Genomic DNA, 15,848 nt, shown 5'->3' on the forward strand with positions numbered 1-15,848 from the left:
CTCAATTGGCTTGGGTGTCTTTTATTATAAAAATTATTTACCATACAAATAGCCCAACGAGCATAGCACTTAATAAAGAAACAGCCATCCCGCTAACAAGAAGCTTCCAAACATTTTTACCGATGACTGATGATTTTTCTCCGCCAAATAATGAATTGTAAGTTCCGTAAATCATACCTACTGTACTAAAGTTAGCAAAAGAAGCTAGAAATGTCGTTGCAACCGCAACCGTATGCGGTTGTAGCGACTTTAAGTTTGATTTTAAATCCATCATTGCAACAAATTCATTCGTCGTTATTTTGATCCCCATTAATTCAGCTACATACATAGCATCACTGCCTGATAAACCGAGTAAAAATGCAAAAGGACTAAAGATAATGGAGAAGATTTTTTGAATTGTTAACCCTGTTACAAAAAATCCTAAAATCCCATTTAAACATGCTGTTAAAGCTACATAACCAATTACCATAGCTAAAATAACGATAACCATATTCATCCCAACTAACATACTGTTTGAAATAGTAGAAAAGAAATCCTTTTTTTCATGTTTTGAAGGTGTGTAAACAACGTCTTCTTCTTTCGAAACTTCCACAGGATTTAATACATTGGCTAAAATTAATGCGTTAATACAGTTTAATGGGATTGCGCTGAAAATATATGTTGCTGGCACCATTGATAAATAAGCGCCAAGAATGGATCCGCTAACGCTACTCATACTCATAATTCCAAAAGTTAATAATCGATTTTCTTTTAACACAGATAATTGATCACGAACAACCGCAAGTGCTTCGGTGTTTCCTAAAAACATCATTTGAATCGAAAAGAAACTTTCTAACTTTGGTAAACGAGAAATCTTTGAAATAACTGCACCTACTTTATCAATAATCCAAGTTAAGATTCCGAAATAAGATAGAATATCGAAAAAAGTAATAACAAAAATGATAGGAAGTAACGCACTAAAGAAGAAATCAATGTGCTGGCTTTCCATAGCTGAAGGAAATGCAAATCGAATACCTTCATTCGCACATGCTAGTAGCCAACTGAAAAATGACGCAATTTTATTAATGATAATACTGCCGAGCTTTGTGCCTAACATAAACCATGTAATAAAAAGCTCCAATAGGATGAGAATTACAATTGGTCTCCATTTTATATGTTTTTTATTAGGCGAACATAAGAAAACGATTAATATGACAACGAAAATCCCTAACATATTCAATATGAAATACATGTCAACAACTCCTTGAGGCTTATTATTTGTATATAAAAAAGCCTCTATTCTTCCAAATTTGGATTATGATCAGAAGTTATGAAGAGGGTAAATGATGTTTGGGATTCCTGTATTTTAATTTGCTTTATTTTGAGCAATCGCAGTATTTACAAAACAAGTAGCTATTTTCAATTATTTGGTTGCATGTTAAACGTCAGCAAATGTAAACATCGCTTATAAATAAGAACGGTGAGTTGGCCATGAACCTTGGAGTTTTCGAAGTTGTATAATTTGTCCTGTATGATAAGCATCGTGCAAAAGGATATTCAAATATTGTTGCCAAATTGGTAGAGAAGGCTTTGGCTGATCTAGTTCTGCTTCTTGAAAGGATGTTAATGAAGCTTGTAAGGCATCATGTACTTGAAGCGTTCGGTTCACTGTTTGCTGCCAAGCGGCATCATCATTAGGTCCACCTTGGATAAACGTCTCATCATTATTTTGTGGAGCCACAAATGTGTCGTCTTCATGTAAGCGGGAATGTAGGCGTTCTTTAAAGATTAATAAATGGTTCACATTTTCCCAAATCGTATTACTGGCAGCACCTTCTGGTTTCCAACATGCTTGTTCAGCAGTAAGATTTTTTAACGCTTCAGATATCGGTGGGTACCATTCTTCCTCGTAAAAAACTTGTTGGACTCCATTTTGCAACATTTCTTTTCTTTCCATTCTTATAGCCTCCTGTTCATTTTTCTTAATAAAATCAATTCGCTTTTCTCTTCAATAAACCTTCTCTATAGTTGAACAAGAGAGTGAAATACAACGTATAATTGAGCCATTAAAAAATCTCATTTTTAATATGATATTTAATAATCAAGGCTTTCATTGAGTCAGAATGAAAAGAGTATAAACCTTTTTCTGTTTGCTCATTGATTAAAGTTTTTTTTAAGTTGCAAAACGGCTCTAAAAATATAGAAGGTAAAATTCGATAAAAATAGAATGTGTTATATAGCAAACAAGGAGGGGATAAAAATGGAGGTCTATCACATAACGAGCAGAAAAAGGGAAACATACAACGTTCAGGTGAAATATTCGATACTTTTCGAATGTGCACTTGGCATTGCAGCGATTACTCATAAAAGGTTAATTGATACTCTTGAAAAAACTCAAAGTGAATGGGAAGAAATTAAGAAAGCATTAACAGAAGAAATGAGAGAACACTTACAGTTTGTAGAAGAACATAATACGTGGAAAGCATTACTCCAGTTATTGTATGAAGAGGATTTTCAAGATTTATCGCAGTTTAATTTTAAAATTGATTCATTTTCAGAAGAAGATTTGAAATTTATATGTTTACCGTTTTTAGGAGAGAAGTATGAAGAGAAAAGACGTTTAGCTGCAACGGGAGTTGTATGTGCAATACACGAACTAAAGGAACTAACAGATAATCATCAGTTTTTTTCTACTTATATTAGCTTTATATGTAATGTAGATGTACAAGTGCTGAAATCGCATTTAATCGCTGTTATGACAGGTTGGTATGAGAGTGTTATTAAAAGAGAGGAAGAACAAATACTTTCTATATTAAAACGAGATTATGAAGCGAAAAATGAAATGAATAAAAAGATGAAGCCGGAAGAGTTTGTCGAGTGGGCGACTGGCGGAGTGAACTATATGCCAGAGCCAAGTGTTCATCACGTACTTCTTATTCCGCAAATGACGTACAGACCGTGGAATATTGAAGCGGATATTGATGATACGAAAGTATTTCATTATCCAGTTGCGAATGAAAGCATTCATCCTGAAGATCCGTATGAACCGAATTATTTTTTAGTTCAAAAACATAAGGCTCTTGGGGATGAGGCGAGATTGCGAATTGTAAAAATGTTATTTGAAAAAGAACGTACATTACAGGAAATAACGAAAAGATTACAGCTTGGTAAATCGACTGTACACCATCATTTGAAATTGTTACGTGCAGCGAAGTTAGTTGATATACATGACGGAAAATATGTATTAAGAAAGAAAGCAGTACAGTCTTTAGCGAAAGAATTAGATATGTTTTTGAGTAGATAATTAACAACGAGAATGTACATAAAGGGAGGAATATAAAAGAAAAGTTGGTGTGTGAAATTGAAAAATATATTGAAAAATCGTTCGTTCTTTTTTATGTGGATTGGTAGTGCAATCTCTGAATTAGGAGGGGCTTTCGGAACGTTATGTAATTCAATTCTAGTATATGAGTTAACAGGATCGGAAATGGCTTTAAGTAGTATGTGGCTATTATATTTCATCCCATCACTCATACTGCAATTAATAAGTGGCCCATTTATTGATAAATGGAGCCGGAAGTGGATTATGATTTTTTCACAATGGATACGGGCGTCCGTATTCTTATTACCTTTGGTGATGCTAGTTACAGGTAGTATAGAAGTTTGGCACATTTATGTTGTTCAAATTGTAGTGGGACTTATTACACCTCTTTATACACCTGCAAGTCAAGCAATTACACCGAGCATTGTAAGTAAAGGACAACTTCAAGACGCAAATGCGTATATTGATGGAATGACTCGTCTCATGATGTTTCTTGCGCCAGTATTAGGCGGAGTAGTCATTCATTTCATTGGAACAGAACTTACAATATCTTTCGTATGTATTTGTCTATTTGTTAGTGGTGCTTTCTTACTTTATATAAAAGAAAAGAGAACTACAACAGATATACGAAAAACGTGGCTAGAACAATTTCTTCAAGGTTTTACATATTTTTTTACAAAACCAATCATCGTTTGGCTCGGTATATTTCTTACTTTCGTGCAGTTTGGAGTAGGGGTAACGATGGTCACAAATCTTCCTTATATAAAAGACGAGCTGTTAGCGGGATATGCAGAGTACGGCTATTTTATGGCAGGTTTTCCACTTGGCTACGTAATTGGCTCAGTATTAGTCGGAAAAGTAACATATAAAAGCCGGCGTATACTTATGCTTGGGGGATTGTTTATAGGGGGACTCACATACATTTCGCTAGGGTTCAATCATAGTATTATCATTGCAATACTAATTGAAGTAATAGCAGGGATTTGTATTGCATTTTTCAATGTTCATAACACAACAATATGCCAACAAATCGTCCCAAATAATATGATAGGACAAGTATTTTCAGTGCGTTTATTTTTCATACGATCCGCTATGCCATTAGGTGTGTTAGTAGGGGGAATATTGAGTGAAATGTGGGGAGTAAGAGCGCTATATGTAATTATCGGTGCAGTTATATGTGTTACATCTTTAATAGGGATGTTACTTCCATATTTCAAATTTTTAGATGAGGCGATAGAAAAGAAATCAGCATAATTCAAAAAATTAAAACTTTACAATTGAAAATAATTATCATAATCAATTATAATAGAAGAATACTAGTATTCGTATAACAAAGAGGGAGTGGAATATATGTTTATCGAAACGAAAACATTTACAGTAAAAGAAGGTACATCAAATATAGTTGTAGAACGTTTCACTGGAGAAGGTATTATTGAAAAATTTGAAGGCTTCATCGATTTAAGTGTTCTCGTGAAAAAAGTAAGACGCGGCGACGAAGAAGTTGTCGTAATGATTCGCTGGGAATCGGAAGAAGCATGGAAAAACTGGGAAACAAGTGAAGAACACTTAGCTGGACATAGAGCGGGCCGTGGTAAACCAAAACCAGATCATATTATTAATGTGGATCATGCGGTTTATTATGTGAAATCATCGAAATCGGCTTATCAACAGTCGTAATATACAAGCAGAGGATACATGTTGTAGAAGCAAACATGTATCCTCTTTTTTATTACTGGGGGGATGGGAATGATAGGAAATCTTTCATTCATTTAAAAAACGTTCTAGGCTATAGAAAAAAATATTAGACTTATAAAGCATAGTCTTAGACGGAACGCTTGAATATTTTCCCTTACATATTTAAGTGTTATGAAAAAAATGAATCCATATACCCTCAGTTTAAAAGGAGATGAGTACATGAAGCTGAATCATTTAAATTTATGTGTTGATGATTTATCAGAAGCGAGACATTTCTTTGAAACATTTTTTGATTTTCAATTTTTGGAGCAAAAAGGGAAAGCACTTGTAGTCATGAGTGATGAGAGTGGTTTTATACTTGTACTAAGTGATCCAAAAGCATTTAAAGGGAATAAGGAAGTTACGTATCCGGAAGCTTTTCATATTGGTTTTTTAGTGGATACATCAAGTGAAGTGGATCAAGCGTATAATCGTTTAGTAGCCGGCGGCATTGAAATAGACAAGGAACCTTATTTGATGCGAGGTAGTAGTTATGGTTTTTATTTTACAGTATTTAATGGCTTATTAATTGAAGTGTCTTGTCTTGATTATAGAGAAGGTAAGAAAGTTTCAAAGCTTAATAGTAATCATCAAGAGTAATCATCAAGAGTAATCATTTGAAGGTGTATAGAATTTAAGTATGTATCATATTAGAAGACGGATTAAGAAAGTTTCACTGCAAAGTAAAAAAGACAGACTAATAAATAGTCTGTCTTTTCACATTAATTCTTCACATCATCATAAAGTTCAAGTGCCTCTTTCACATTCAATCCATTTTTTACAATGCCATGTATTGCTTGGATCATCGCAGCTGGGTGCTCGGATTGCCATATGTTTCGGCCCATGTCTACTCCAATTGCGCCTTCTTGCAACGCATTGTACGTAATGTTTAATGCGTCTTCAATTGAATCTAGTTTGGGGCCGCCCGCGATGACTACTGGGGCAGGGCATGTGCTCGTTATTTTTTCGAACCCTTCGCAGTAATACGTTTTAATAATATCAGCACCCATTTCAACACATACGCGGGAAGCAAGTGCTAGAAAGCGAGCTTCACGTTTTTGTAATTCTTTTGCGACTGCGGTAATGCCGAGTACAGGTAGGCCGTAATCGTGAGCTTCAGAGACTACATTTGCGAGATTTGTAACAGTTTGTGTTTCATAGTCTGATCCGACAAAAACAGAAACGCCAACGCCAATTGCGTTTTGCTTCACTGCTTCTTTTACAGGTGTAACAATTGTTTCAGTCGCTAAATCTTTACCGACGACAGTAGCGCCGCCAGATACACGCATAACCATCGGTGTGCTGCAGTTTTCAGGAATACAGGAGCTAAGTACACCACGCGTTAAAAAGAGGGAGTCTGTATAAGGAAGTAAGTTTTTTACTGTTTCAAGTGGTTGTTCTAGTCCGTGAATTGGTCCTAAGAAATAACCGTGATCTATTGCTAACATAACCGCTCTACCATCAGGTAAAATTGTATTTAATCGATTTTTAAATCCCCAAGTCATTCCAAATCACTCCTTCGTTAATGTTGGATTTTCCGTTTGTACCGTATCTTTATTTGGTAAATGTGGTGACTTAATAAAAACAGCTTTAAAAGGTTTGTCAGAATGGTTAATAAGATAGTGAGATTCATGAGGACGAACTTGCAGGACATCACCTTGTTTAATTGGAACTCTTTCATTATTCACATAGAAATCTATTTCACCTTCTAATGCATAAAAGACCTCTTCGCACGTCGTATGATAATGGTTTTGAAACTCCTGGCCCGGTTGAATGACAACAAGGCCAAGATCAATATTCGGACCTTGTATTAAATATTTCGGCCCATTATCACCGAAGCGATAGGAGAAGTCATTTTCATTCGCTTTTAACATACATTTTCACTCCTTTATGTAATGTGTTACAGAGCACCAGGCGCAATCCACATATGTGAAGTGAGCCCTTTATCAGCTAAAGCGAGTTGACTGTCATACACAGTTTTCCATGTTTCATAGAATTCTTTATATAGTTCATGATTTTCAGTAATTGGCTCGAATGTGTGCTCCCACTGTACAAACTGTTCAGCAGTTTCTTCCATAGATGAATAGATGCCTGCGCCAACTCCAGCAGTAATCGCAGTTCCTAAAGCAGCTGCTTCTTTCACGACAGGTACTTTTACAGGAATACCGAGTACGTCTGATAGAATTTGTGGCCATAGTTTCCCTTTAGCGGCACCGCCAGCAAAAATAACTTCAGAAGGGAATGTACCAGTAAGATTTTCAATTAGTTTTAAGTTTCCAAGTGTAACGAAGGCGGCATTTTCTTCAATAGCACGGAACATTTCCTTTTTTCCGCATTTGTCAGCATCTAAACTTAAATTTAAGAATGAAGGTGCGGCATGACGCCAAGAAATGTAGTTCATAACGTTTGAAAAAGTAGGGATAATACCATATGAACCGACAGGTACGTCTTTCGCTTGTTCTTCTAATAATTCATAAGCATCTACACCGAGTTTGTCAGCAAGTTTTTTTTCCTCTTGGCAAAAAGCGTCTCGAAACCAGCGCATAACGAGACCTGGGAAAAAGGCGATTGTTTCATATTGCCATAGGTTCGGAACGACGTGACAATTTACTCGAATCGTAGCATGTGGATCTGTTATTGGCTCAGTAACATTCACTTCTTGTTGCCAAAAGCTGCCGCCGCATATTAAAGTTTGATTTGGTTTTACGACTCCAGTCCCGAGTGCTGCCATTTGAGCATCACCGCCGCCAGCGACGACAGGAATCCCTTCAAGTAAACCAGTTAGTGCTGCACACTCTTTTGAAACATTACCAATCACAGTGCCAGCTTCATTTACTTTTGGTGAAAATGGCAAAGATATACCACACTCTTTAGCGACATCGTTATCCCAATTCCTATTTTGTAAATCAAAGATTCCGGACGTACAACCGTTGGAAGGGTCGATTTGCAGTACACCGCTTAATTTATACAAAATCCAATCATTTAACATCGTAAAGGAGTGAATATTGCTATAGACGTCTGGTTCATGTTTTTTAATCCAAAGTAGACGTGGTAAAGCACCCAATGAAAAAGTTTGCCCAGATTTTCTGTATAAATCTTTTTCAAGATGTGAGCGGATTTCTTTTAGCTCACTAACTTCAGCGGATGCACGGCCATCAACATTTGCACATGCCCATATTTCTTGCCCATGTTTATCATATAAAACAAAACCTTCTCGCATACTTGTAGCGCTAATAGCAAGAATAGAAGAGGCAGGGGTATTGCTTTTTTGAAGAACCTCTTTCGTACATTCTTGTACTAGCTTCCAATTTTCTATTACATCAAAGTTCATAGAGCCTGGATAACGAGGGTCAGATTTGTGAATCCATTCTTTTTGACTTACTGCAATTTGATTACCATGTAAATCAAAAAGAACTGCTCGAATGCTCCCTGTACCAGCATCAAAAGCTAATAAATGGGACATTAACAATCACCATCCTTTCGTAATAAGGAGAGGGCAGTTTCCTCATCGGTAATTAATGAATGAATAAACTTTCCTTTTAAGGCACCATAAATTGCATCTATCTTTTCAGTACCTCCAGCAACACCGACGACATGATTCATATTGCGCAAAATAGAGAGGGGCGTGCCAATTAGACGATTGTGATGCGAAAGCTCTAATAAATCGCCATTTGTATTATAAAACTGTCCTAAAATATCGCCAGCACCGTTTTGACTACGAATATATGTCATCTCACGTAGTGTTAATTTTTCTTCTTTTACAATCGTAGCGTCTTGAGATAATCCTCCAATACCGACAACAGCCGTATGAGCAAGTGAAGCGACTTGAAGCATATCTTTTACACTCGGTTCTGATAGAATACTTTGTGCCATTTCGGTTGTAGACGCTAGAAACGGCGTAGGGATAATGTGAAGTTCGCCTTGCATGTAGTGTAAATAGTTTTGTTTTCTCGGGAGATAGTGATTTACCCCGCCTGTTAGCGTTACGATTGAAAGGTTGATAGAACTTTCAAAATGAATGTTTTCTAGCATTTTACTTATCGTTTCACCCCAGCCGATGCCGAGTAAATCCCCTTGTTGGAGATGAGTCTCTAAATATTGTGCAGCGGCTTTTCCGAGAGAAGTAGCATAATTGTTTATTGGAGTAGGGATAATGAAAGCATCTTTTAAGTGGAACTTTTTCATTAAGTCACGTTCAATGCTCAAGCAATGCAAACCGGTTCCTTTTACGTGAAATGTAACGATACCTTCACTGCGTGCCTTATCTAATAACCGGACGACTTTATTTCTTGAAATATGAAGAAGTGACGCGATCTCCTGTTGTGTTAATTGGTCTTTATAATAGTACCAAGCTACTTTAGTTAATAAATTTTCTTCAAAGTTCAGCTGAGTCATACTCTTCATCCCTTTCAACAATTGACCACAGCTTAAACATATGTACCATATATTTTGTTTATTCCAGTTGAAACGATTAATAGTACGTAGAAAAAAGTGTTCTAGATATAAAAAAAGGAATATACAATGCTACAAAACAAGTAGAACAAATAATCATTTTCTCAAAAAATGTTCTGGGTAAAGGCAGGTGACATCATGTGGAGAATGTGCCCTTATTACAAGTGAAGAAAATGAGTAAGGCGTTTTCGAATCAACTTGTGCTAAAGGAAGTGAACTTACAAGTAGAGCATGGTGATATATACGCTTTAGTTGGTGGAAATGGCGCCGGGAAATCGACATTAATGAAAATATTAACGGGGTTATATTCGTATGATAGTGGAGAAATGTATGTGAAAGGAAAGAGACAGCAGTTTGCAAATCCAAAAGAAGCACACCAAGAAGGGATTTATTTAATACCACAAGAACCGCTCATTTTTCCGCATATGACCATTGAAGAAAATATATGTATTGGATTAAAGGGGAATAGAAAGAAGCTTAAAGTAAAAGTTCAGCAATTAATTGACAGTTTAAGTTGGGATATTGATCTTAATGAACAGGGAGAATCGTTATCTATTGCGCAACAACAGTTAGTAGAAATCGTTAGAGGATTAATAAGAGAAGCTGAGATTCTTATTCTAGATGAGCCAACATCGACATTAACAACACACGAAATTAAGAGTCTTTTTGTGTTGATGAAAAGTTTACAAGAAAAAGGAATTGGGATGATTTATATTACGCATCGTTTTCCAGAAATCTTTGAAATTGCCAACAAAGTAGCAATACTACGTGATGGAATGGTTGTAAGCCAAGGTGATGTATGTGACTATACATATGACATGCTGATGGAGGGACTATTGCCAAAAGGATATAAACAGAAAGAGAAAATAGAAGTAGTTCAAGAGACAGCAAAGACGAAAAAAATATTAGAAGTGGTTGATATAAATGGTCACGCATTCGAAAATATATCATTCACTGTACATGCGGGTGAGGTTGTAGGTGTTGCTGGCATTATAGGATCTGGCAGAACGGAATTAGCAGAAGCGATATTTGGATTGAAAACTATAAAATCAGGGTCTATCTTATTGGGGGGAAAATCAATTGATACGTGTTCTTTGCATAAAAGGCTAGACGAAGGACTAGTTTATGTGCCAGAGGATAGGGCGAGGAATGGAATTTTCTCAATTGCTTCTGTTAAAGAAAATATTGCAGCAGCAAGTTTATATCAAAATAATCGCTTTTTTATAAATCAAGAAAAAGAAAGCGCTTTAGTTAATTCGTTTATAGAACAGTTCCGAATTGTTGTACAGAATATGAATAAAGAATTGGCATCTTTATCAGGAGGTAATCAGCAGAAGGTCGTGCTTGCGAAGTATCTTGCATGTAATCCTAAAATTATTATTCTTGATGAGCCGACTCGCGGAATTGATGCGAAAGCAAGGCTTGAAGTGTATGAGACGATAAAAAAAATGAAAAGGGAAGGACTCGCAATTTTATTAATCTCTTCAGATGTTGAAGAAATTATCCAATTAGTAAACCGTGTATATGTAATGAGAAATGGGCGATTTGTTTCTCATATGGAAAAAGAACAACTGAGTGTGAATGAAGTTACACGCCTTGCATACGGAGGTGTAACGGAATGAAACGTATGTATAAAATGCACGAAACGTCTATCATAATGTTACTACTAATTTATATAGCTATTGTAGGGATGATAAACCCTAGTTTTATTCAATTTACCTCGTTATCTTTACTGATGAAATCAAGCGTTATTTTAGTCGTGCTAGCAATCGGTCAATCGTTCGTCTTATTTACGAAAAATATAGATGTATCAGTTGGTTCAAGCATGGGATTAAGTGCAGCAGTTTGCGGAATGATGTTAACGAATGGGTATAGTGCATTCTTGTCGATATTTGTAGCTATTATACTTGGGGCCATTATCGGTTTCGTAAATGGTATTGGAGTTGCGAAGTTTCGGGTACCAGCCATTATTATGACATTAGGCATGTTAGGAATTGTTAGAGGTGCAATGTTAATTTTCACAGGCGGGAAGTGGATTGAAGATATTCCAAACGATTTTAAGCAGCTGTCATCTATCATCATTCTTGGTTTACCTATAACTGTATGGTTCGTTCTTATTATTTTACTACTACTATACTTTTTTTTAAGAGAAGTGCCATTGGGAAGATACTTTTATGCGGTAGGTGATAATGAAGATGGCGCGAGGCTTATTGGTATACCTGTTAATAAAGTGAAGATATATGCGTTTATGATTTCAGGCATAAGCGCTGCGCTCGCTGGTTGCATATTTGTTATGAATATCGGGTTCGTTCCAAATCAAACTGGTACAGGAATGGAACTACAGGTGATTGCAGCTGCTGTGCTAGGAGGAATTCATCTAAAAGGAGGAACAGGTTCTATATTTGGAGCTGCACTAGGAGCATTGTTTTTAGAAGTGATAAGCAGTTCACTTATCTTTTTAAAAATACCAGCATTTTGGAATAATGCTATTTCAGGTTTTTTACTATTACTTATTATCATATTAGATAGCGTCATGAAGAAGTGGAAAGCAGAAAGGAGAATGAATCTATGAAGTATTTTTACAGATGGGAAGGTGTGTTAATCATATTACTTCTTATAGAATTCATTCTCTTTAGTTTTATAAACAGCAATTTCTTAAATATTAGTAATCTCCTTTTTAGTACAAATGATTTTCTATTCATAGCAATCGCGGCAATTCCAATGACTTTCGTTATTGTAACAGGAGGAATTGACGTATCTGTAGGATCAATTATGGGGCTAACCTCGATTTTAATTGGTGTGTTTTGGATGAATGGAATTCATATTTTACTAGCAGTAATAATGGCACTTATAGTCAGTTGCTTAGCAGGAGCTTTAAATGGGCTTATTATAAAATTGACAGATGTAGAACCACTAGTCGTTACACTCGGAACGATGTTTTTATACGGAGGAATTGCACTCGTCATTTCAGGAGGGGCAGGTGCTTCTGGATATGAAGGGATAAGCGGCTTACCTGATACTTATGTACAACTAGCAAATGGTAGTTTTATAGGAATACCCAATTTATTATGGCTACTTATTTTATTAACAATTGTATGCACGATTTTGTTTCACCGAACGATATATGGGCGCCACGTAAAATTAACAGGCGCGAATGAAAATGCAGCAAAATACACCGGGATTAAGACGAAGAAAGTAGTAATCATTGCTTACATACTTTCTGGGTTAGGAGGTGGATTAGGAGGAGCTTTCTTAACTGCATATTTCGGTTCTGCACGTGCTGATATAGGAAGCGAAACAATATTACCAATTATTACAGCAGTTGTATTAGGCGGGACACTTATTACAGGTGGAAAAGGAAGTATTTTCGGTACTGTACTGGCGAGTATTTTCATTGGGCTCATGCAGTATGGCTTGCAAATGACGGGTTTAACAAATGAACAATCCAATGTAGTAATAGGTATTATCCTTATTCTTTCAGTTATTATGAGACATTTCAAATTACATCAATTTTTAGCGGGGAAAAGACAGAGTTTGCATAAGGGGGAAATGTCATGAAGAGAAAACTAGGGATTGTATTGATTGTATGTATTTGTTTAATCGGTTTAATTGCGTGTTCTAGCCAAACGGCAGATAAGAAAAAGGCTGATGATGTGAAATTTGCATTTATTCCGAAATTAACAGGAGTTGGTTTCTTCACATCGGGAGGTGAAGGAGCAAAGGAGATGGGAGAGAAGCTAGGCGTACAAGTGAAATATGATGGGCCGTCTGAAGCGAGTGTATCAGGGCAAGTAAAGTATATAAATAATTTTATTAACCAAAACTATGATGCACTTATGGTTTCCTCTACATCAGTTGATGGTTTATCGCAATCACTACAACGTGCTAAGAAAAAAGGAATGACCGTCTTAACATGGGATTCTGATGTGAATCCGAAAGATCGTTCTTTTTATATAAGCCAAGGAACACCAGACCAACTTGCTAACTTATTAATAGAAATGACTTCTAAGCAAATTGGAGATAAAGGAAAAGTAGCATTCTTTTATTCTAGCCCGACAGTAACGGATCAAAACCAATGGGTAACGAAAGCGAAAGAAATTATTAAAAAGAAATATCCGAACTGGGAAATTGTAACGACGCAGTACGGTGAAAATAATGCACAAAAATCTTTATCCGTAGGGGAGAACATATTAAAAACGTATCCAGATATTAACGCAGTTATTTGTCCAGATGCAACAGCACTCCCAGCAATGGCGCAGGCAGCTGAAAACTTAAAAATGGATAAAAAAGTAGTGGTAACTGGATTTTCTACACCGAACGTTATGCGTGATTATGTAAAACGAGGAACAGTACAACAATTTGGTTTATGGGATGTAAAACAACAAGGTGCTCTCGCAACGTATGTAGCAAATGAAATTGTTGTAAAAGGGAAGAAGTTAAAAGTAGGGGATAGCTTCGAAGTAAAAGGAATTGGAAAAGTGAAAGTAGAGCCAAACTCCATTCAAGGATATGATTATGAGGCAGAAGGGAACGGAATTATCGTATTACCAGAACGAGTTGTATTTACGAAAGATAATATTGATAAGTATAATTTTTAGTAGACAAAAAAACGTCCGAATATATCGGACGTTTTTTTATTTCTGCATTAATTATGAACAGTTTCTTTTTCGTTTAATCCAAGTGTACGACCAGTAGAAGTGTGAAGATCTTGGAACAATCTTGGATTTTCAGTTAGTGAAATGCCATATGAAGGAATCATTTCTTTTATTTTTTCTTCCCATTCTACCATGCGGCTTGGGAAACATTTTTCTAATACTTCAAGCATGACGTGAACAGCAGTAGAAGCACCTGGTGATGCGCCTAGTAATGCGGCGATTGAGCCGTCAGCTGCACTTACTACTTCTGTACCAAATTGAAGTGTTCCTTTACCGCCAGCATCAGTATCTTTAATTACTTGTACACGTTGTCCAGCAACTACAATATCCCAATCTTCACTTTTCGCGTTCGGAATGAATTCGCGTAATTCTTCCATACGTTTTTCATGTGATAACATAACTTGCTGAATTAAGTATTTTGTAAGTCCCATTTCTTTTACACCAGCGGCTAACATCGTTAAGACGTTATTCGGTTTTACAGAACCGATTAAGTCAAGATTTGAGCCAGTTTTTAAGAATTTAGGTGAGAAGCCTGCGAATGGTCCAAACAGTAAAGCTTTTTTATTGTCTATATATCTCGTATCTAGATGAGGTACAGACATTGGCGGAGCGCCAACTTTAGCTTTACCGTACACTTTCGCATGATGCTGCTCTACAACTTTTTGGTTTTTACATACCATAAATAGTCCACTTACTGGGAAGCCACCGATATGCTTTGATTCAGGGATACCAGTCTTTTGAAGTAGAGGTAGGCTACCGCCACCGCCGCCAATAAAGACGAATTTAGCAGTATGATGCTCAATTTTACCACTATTCATATCGTGTACTTTTACTTCCCACAAACCATTTTTCGTGCGCTTAATATTTTCGACACTATGCTTGTAGTTTAGCTCGACATTTTTTGTTTTTAAGTAATCAAACAACATACGTGTTAATGCACCGAAGTTAACATCTGTTCCAGAGTCAATCTTCGTTGCCGCCATCGGTTCATTAGATGTGCGACCTTCCATAATGAGTGGAAGCCATTTTTTTAATGTTTCAGGAGCATCAGAAAATTCCATTCCTTGAAACAGTGGATTTTTTGAAAGCGCTTCAAAACGGTTTTTTAGAAACTCAACATTTTTTTCCCCTTGTACTAAACTCATATGAGGTAGTGGCATAATAAAATCTTGTGGATTACGAATTAATTTGCTCTTTACAAGATATGCCCAAAATTGTCTTGAAAGCTGGAATTGCTCATTCACTTTTACAGCCTTACTAATATCTATAGATCCGTCAGCTTTTTCGGAAGTATAGTTCAGTTCGCATAGCGCAGAATGCCCTGTACCTGCATTATTCCATTCGTTAGAGCTTTCTTCCCCGGCACTTGCGAGTTTTTCAAAAACTTTAATTTCCCATTCTGGTGCTAATTCTTTTAGTAATGAGCCTAACGTTGCACTCATAATTCCTGCACCAATTAAGATAACGTCTGTTTTTTGCTGCATGTTGCTCATGATAATCTCTCCATCCCCTATATTGGCAAAAAAGTGTAGGTGTTTTCTATGTCTAAGCCGTAAAAGAGAAACACCGCCTAGGCCCCACCTAGGTGTATACCTTTTTTGTCTCAATTATATAACCATCTCATACTCTATTATAATAATTAATAGACTAAAATATCTAGTGTTATCTGATAATTTTAAACTATTTAACGTTTTATTCGCTAAAAA

General features: G+C 36.3%; 15 protein-coding genes. 8 read left to right on the forward strand and 7 right to left on the reverse strand.

From position 1 onward, the window contains the following. Positions 1–37: 37 nt before the first annotated feature. Both ACK1U5_RS03645 and ACK1U5_RS03650 read right to left on the reverse strand, forming a co-directional pair. Positions 38–1,231, reverse strand: a complete 1,194-nt coding sequence (locus ACK1U5_RS03645) for a NupC/NupG family nucleoside CNT transporter (RefSeq protein WP_000273603.1) — start codon at positions 1,229–1,231, stop codon at positions 38–40. A gap of 213 nt (positions 1,232–1,444) precedes the next feature. Continuing rightward, positions 1,445–1,936 (reverse strand): DinB family protein, encoded by a 492-nt coding sequence (locus ACK1U5_RS03650; protein ID WP_000439969.1) that lies wholly within the window; start codon positions 1,934–1,936, stop codon positions 1,445–1,447. Positions 1,937–2,239: 303 nt separating this feature from the next. On the opposite strand from ACK1U5_RS03650, the gene ACK1U5_RS03655 reads away from it, so the two are divergent. From ACK1U5_RS03655 to ACK1U5_RS03670, 4 genes are all read left to right on the forward strand, one after another. Further along, positions 2,240–3,283 (forward strand): ArsR/SmtB family transcription factor, encoded by a 1,044-nt coding sequence (locus ACK1U5_RS03655; RefSeq protein WP_069605227.1) that lies wholly within the window; start codon positions 2,240–2,242, stop codon positions 3,281–3,283. Between the two features lie 51 nt (positions 3,284–3,334). Continuing rightward, positions 3,335–4,555, forward strand: a complete 1,221-nt coding sequence (locus ACK1U5_RS03660) for an MFS transporter (RefSeq protein ID WP_080481911.1) — start codon at positions 3,335–3,337, stop codon at positions 4,553–4,555. A 96-nt stretch (positions 4,556–4,651) separates the two neighbouring features. Then, positions 4,652–4,978 carry a heme-degrading monooxygenase HmoA gene (gene hmoA, locus ACK1U5_RS03665; protein WP_000469498.1) on the forward strand — a complete coding sequence of 109 codons (327 nt, stop codon included), beginning with the start codon at positions 4,652–4,654 and terminating at the stop codon, positions 4,976–4,978. A 237-nt stretch (positions 4,979–5,215) separates the two neighbouring features. After that, positions 5,216–5,635, forward strand: coding sequence for a VOC family protein (locus ACK1U5_RS03670; protein ID WP_000773086.1), 420 nt, complete (start codon positions 5,216–5,218; stop codon positions 5,633–5,635). Between the two features lie 122 nt (positions 5,636–5,757). On the opposite strand, the gene lsrF is transcribed toward ACK1U5_RS03670, so the two are convergent. From lsrF to ACK1U5_RS03690, 4 genes are read right to left on the reverse strand one after another with little or no spacing between them, the layout of a single operon-like run. Then, entirely contained in the window at positions 5,758–6,540 is a 783-nt protein-coding gene (lsrF, locus tag ACK1U5_RS03675) for a 3-hydroxy-5-phosphonooxypentane-2,4-dione thiolase (RefSeq protein WP_448814768.1), read from the reverse strand. Between the two features lie 6 nt (positions 6,541–6,546). Next, on the reverse strand, positions 6,547–6,909 hold the full coding sequence (locus ACK1U5_RS03680; protein ID WP_000909986.1) for a cupin domain-containing protein: 363 nt from the start codon (positions 6,907–6,909) through the stop codon (positions 6,547–6,549). A 26-nt stretch (positions 6,910–6,935) separates the two neighbouring features. Further along, positions 6,936–8,498, reverse strand: coding sequence for an autoinducer-2 kinase (gene lsrK, locus ACK1U5_RS03685; RefSeq protein ID WP_069605226.1), 1,563 nt, complete (start codon positions 8,496–8,498; stop codon positions 6,936–6,938). Next, on the reverse strand, positions 8,498–9,430 hold the full coding sequence (locus tag ACK1U5_RS03690) for a sugar-binding transcriptional regulator (protein ID WP_000192702.1): 933 nt from the start codon (positions 9,428–9,430) through the stop codon (positions 8,498–8,500). The genes lsrK and ACK1U5_RS03690 overlap by 1 nt, the downstream gene beginning before the upstream one ends. Before the next feature lie 197 nt (positions 9,431–9,627). Between ACK1U5_RS03690 and ACK1U5_RS03695 the strand changes: the two genes are divergently transcribed. Genes ACK1U5_RS03695 through lsrB form a run of 4 tightly spaced genes read left to right on the forward strand, consistent with a single transcriptional unit; the run spans position 9,628 to position 14,085 of the window. After that, positions 9,628–11,109 (forward strand): sugar ABC transporter ATP-binding protein, encoded by a 1,482-nt coding sequence (locus tag ACK1U5_RS03695; RefSeq protein WP_000432630.1) that lies wholly within the window; start codon positions 9,628–9,630, stop codon positions 11,107–11,109. Continuing rightward, a complete protein-coding gene (locus ACK1U5_RS03700) occupies positions 11,106–12,059 on the forward strand; it encodes an ABC transporter permease subunit (RefSeq protein ID WP_000827684.1) in 954 nt (317 codons plus the stop codon). The genes ACK1U5_RS03695 and ACK1U5_RS03700 overlap by 4 nt, the downstream gene beginning before the upstream one ends. After that, positions 12,056–13,045, forward strand: a complete 990-nt coding sequence (locus tag ACK1U5_RS03705) for an ABC transporter permease (RefSeq protein ID WP_000873530.1) — start codon at positions 12,056–12,058, stop codon at positions 13,043–13,045. The genes ACK1U5_RS03700 and ACK1U5_RS03705 overlap by 4 nt, the downstream gene beginning before the upstream one ends. Then, positions 13,042–14,085, forward strand: a complete 1,044-nt coding sequence (lsrB, locus tag ACK1U5_RS03710; protein ID WP_000823656.1) for an autoinducer 2 ABC transporter substrate-binding protein LsrB — start codon at positions 13,042–13,044, stop codon at positions 14,083–14,085. Before ACK1U5_RS03705 ends, lsrB begins: the two co-directional genes overlap by 4 nt. Positions 14,086–14,132: 47 nt before the next feature. On the opposite strand, the gene ACK1U5_RS03715 is transcribed toward lsrB, so the two are convergent. Continuing rightward, a complete protein-coding gene (locus ACK1U5_RS03715) occupies positions 14,133–15,635 on the reverse strand; it encodes a malate:quinone oxidoreductase (protein ID WP_000069138.1) in 1,503 nt (500 codons plus the stop codon). Positions 15,636–15,848: the final 213 nt, after the last annotated feature.

The sequence above is a fragment of the Bacillus sp. XB1 genome (assembly GCF_053557995.1).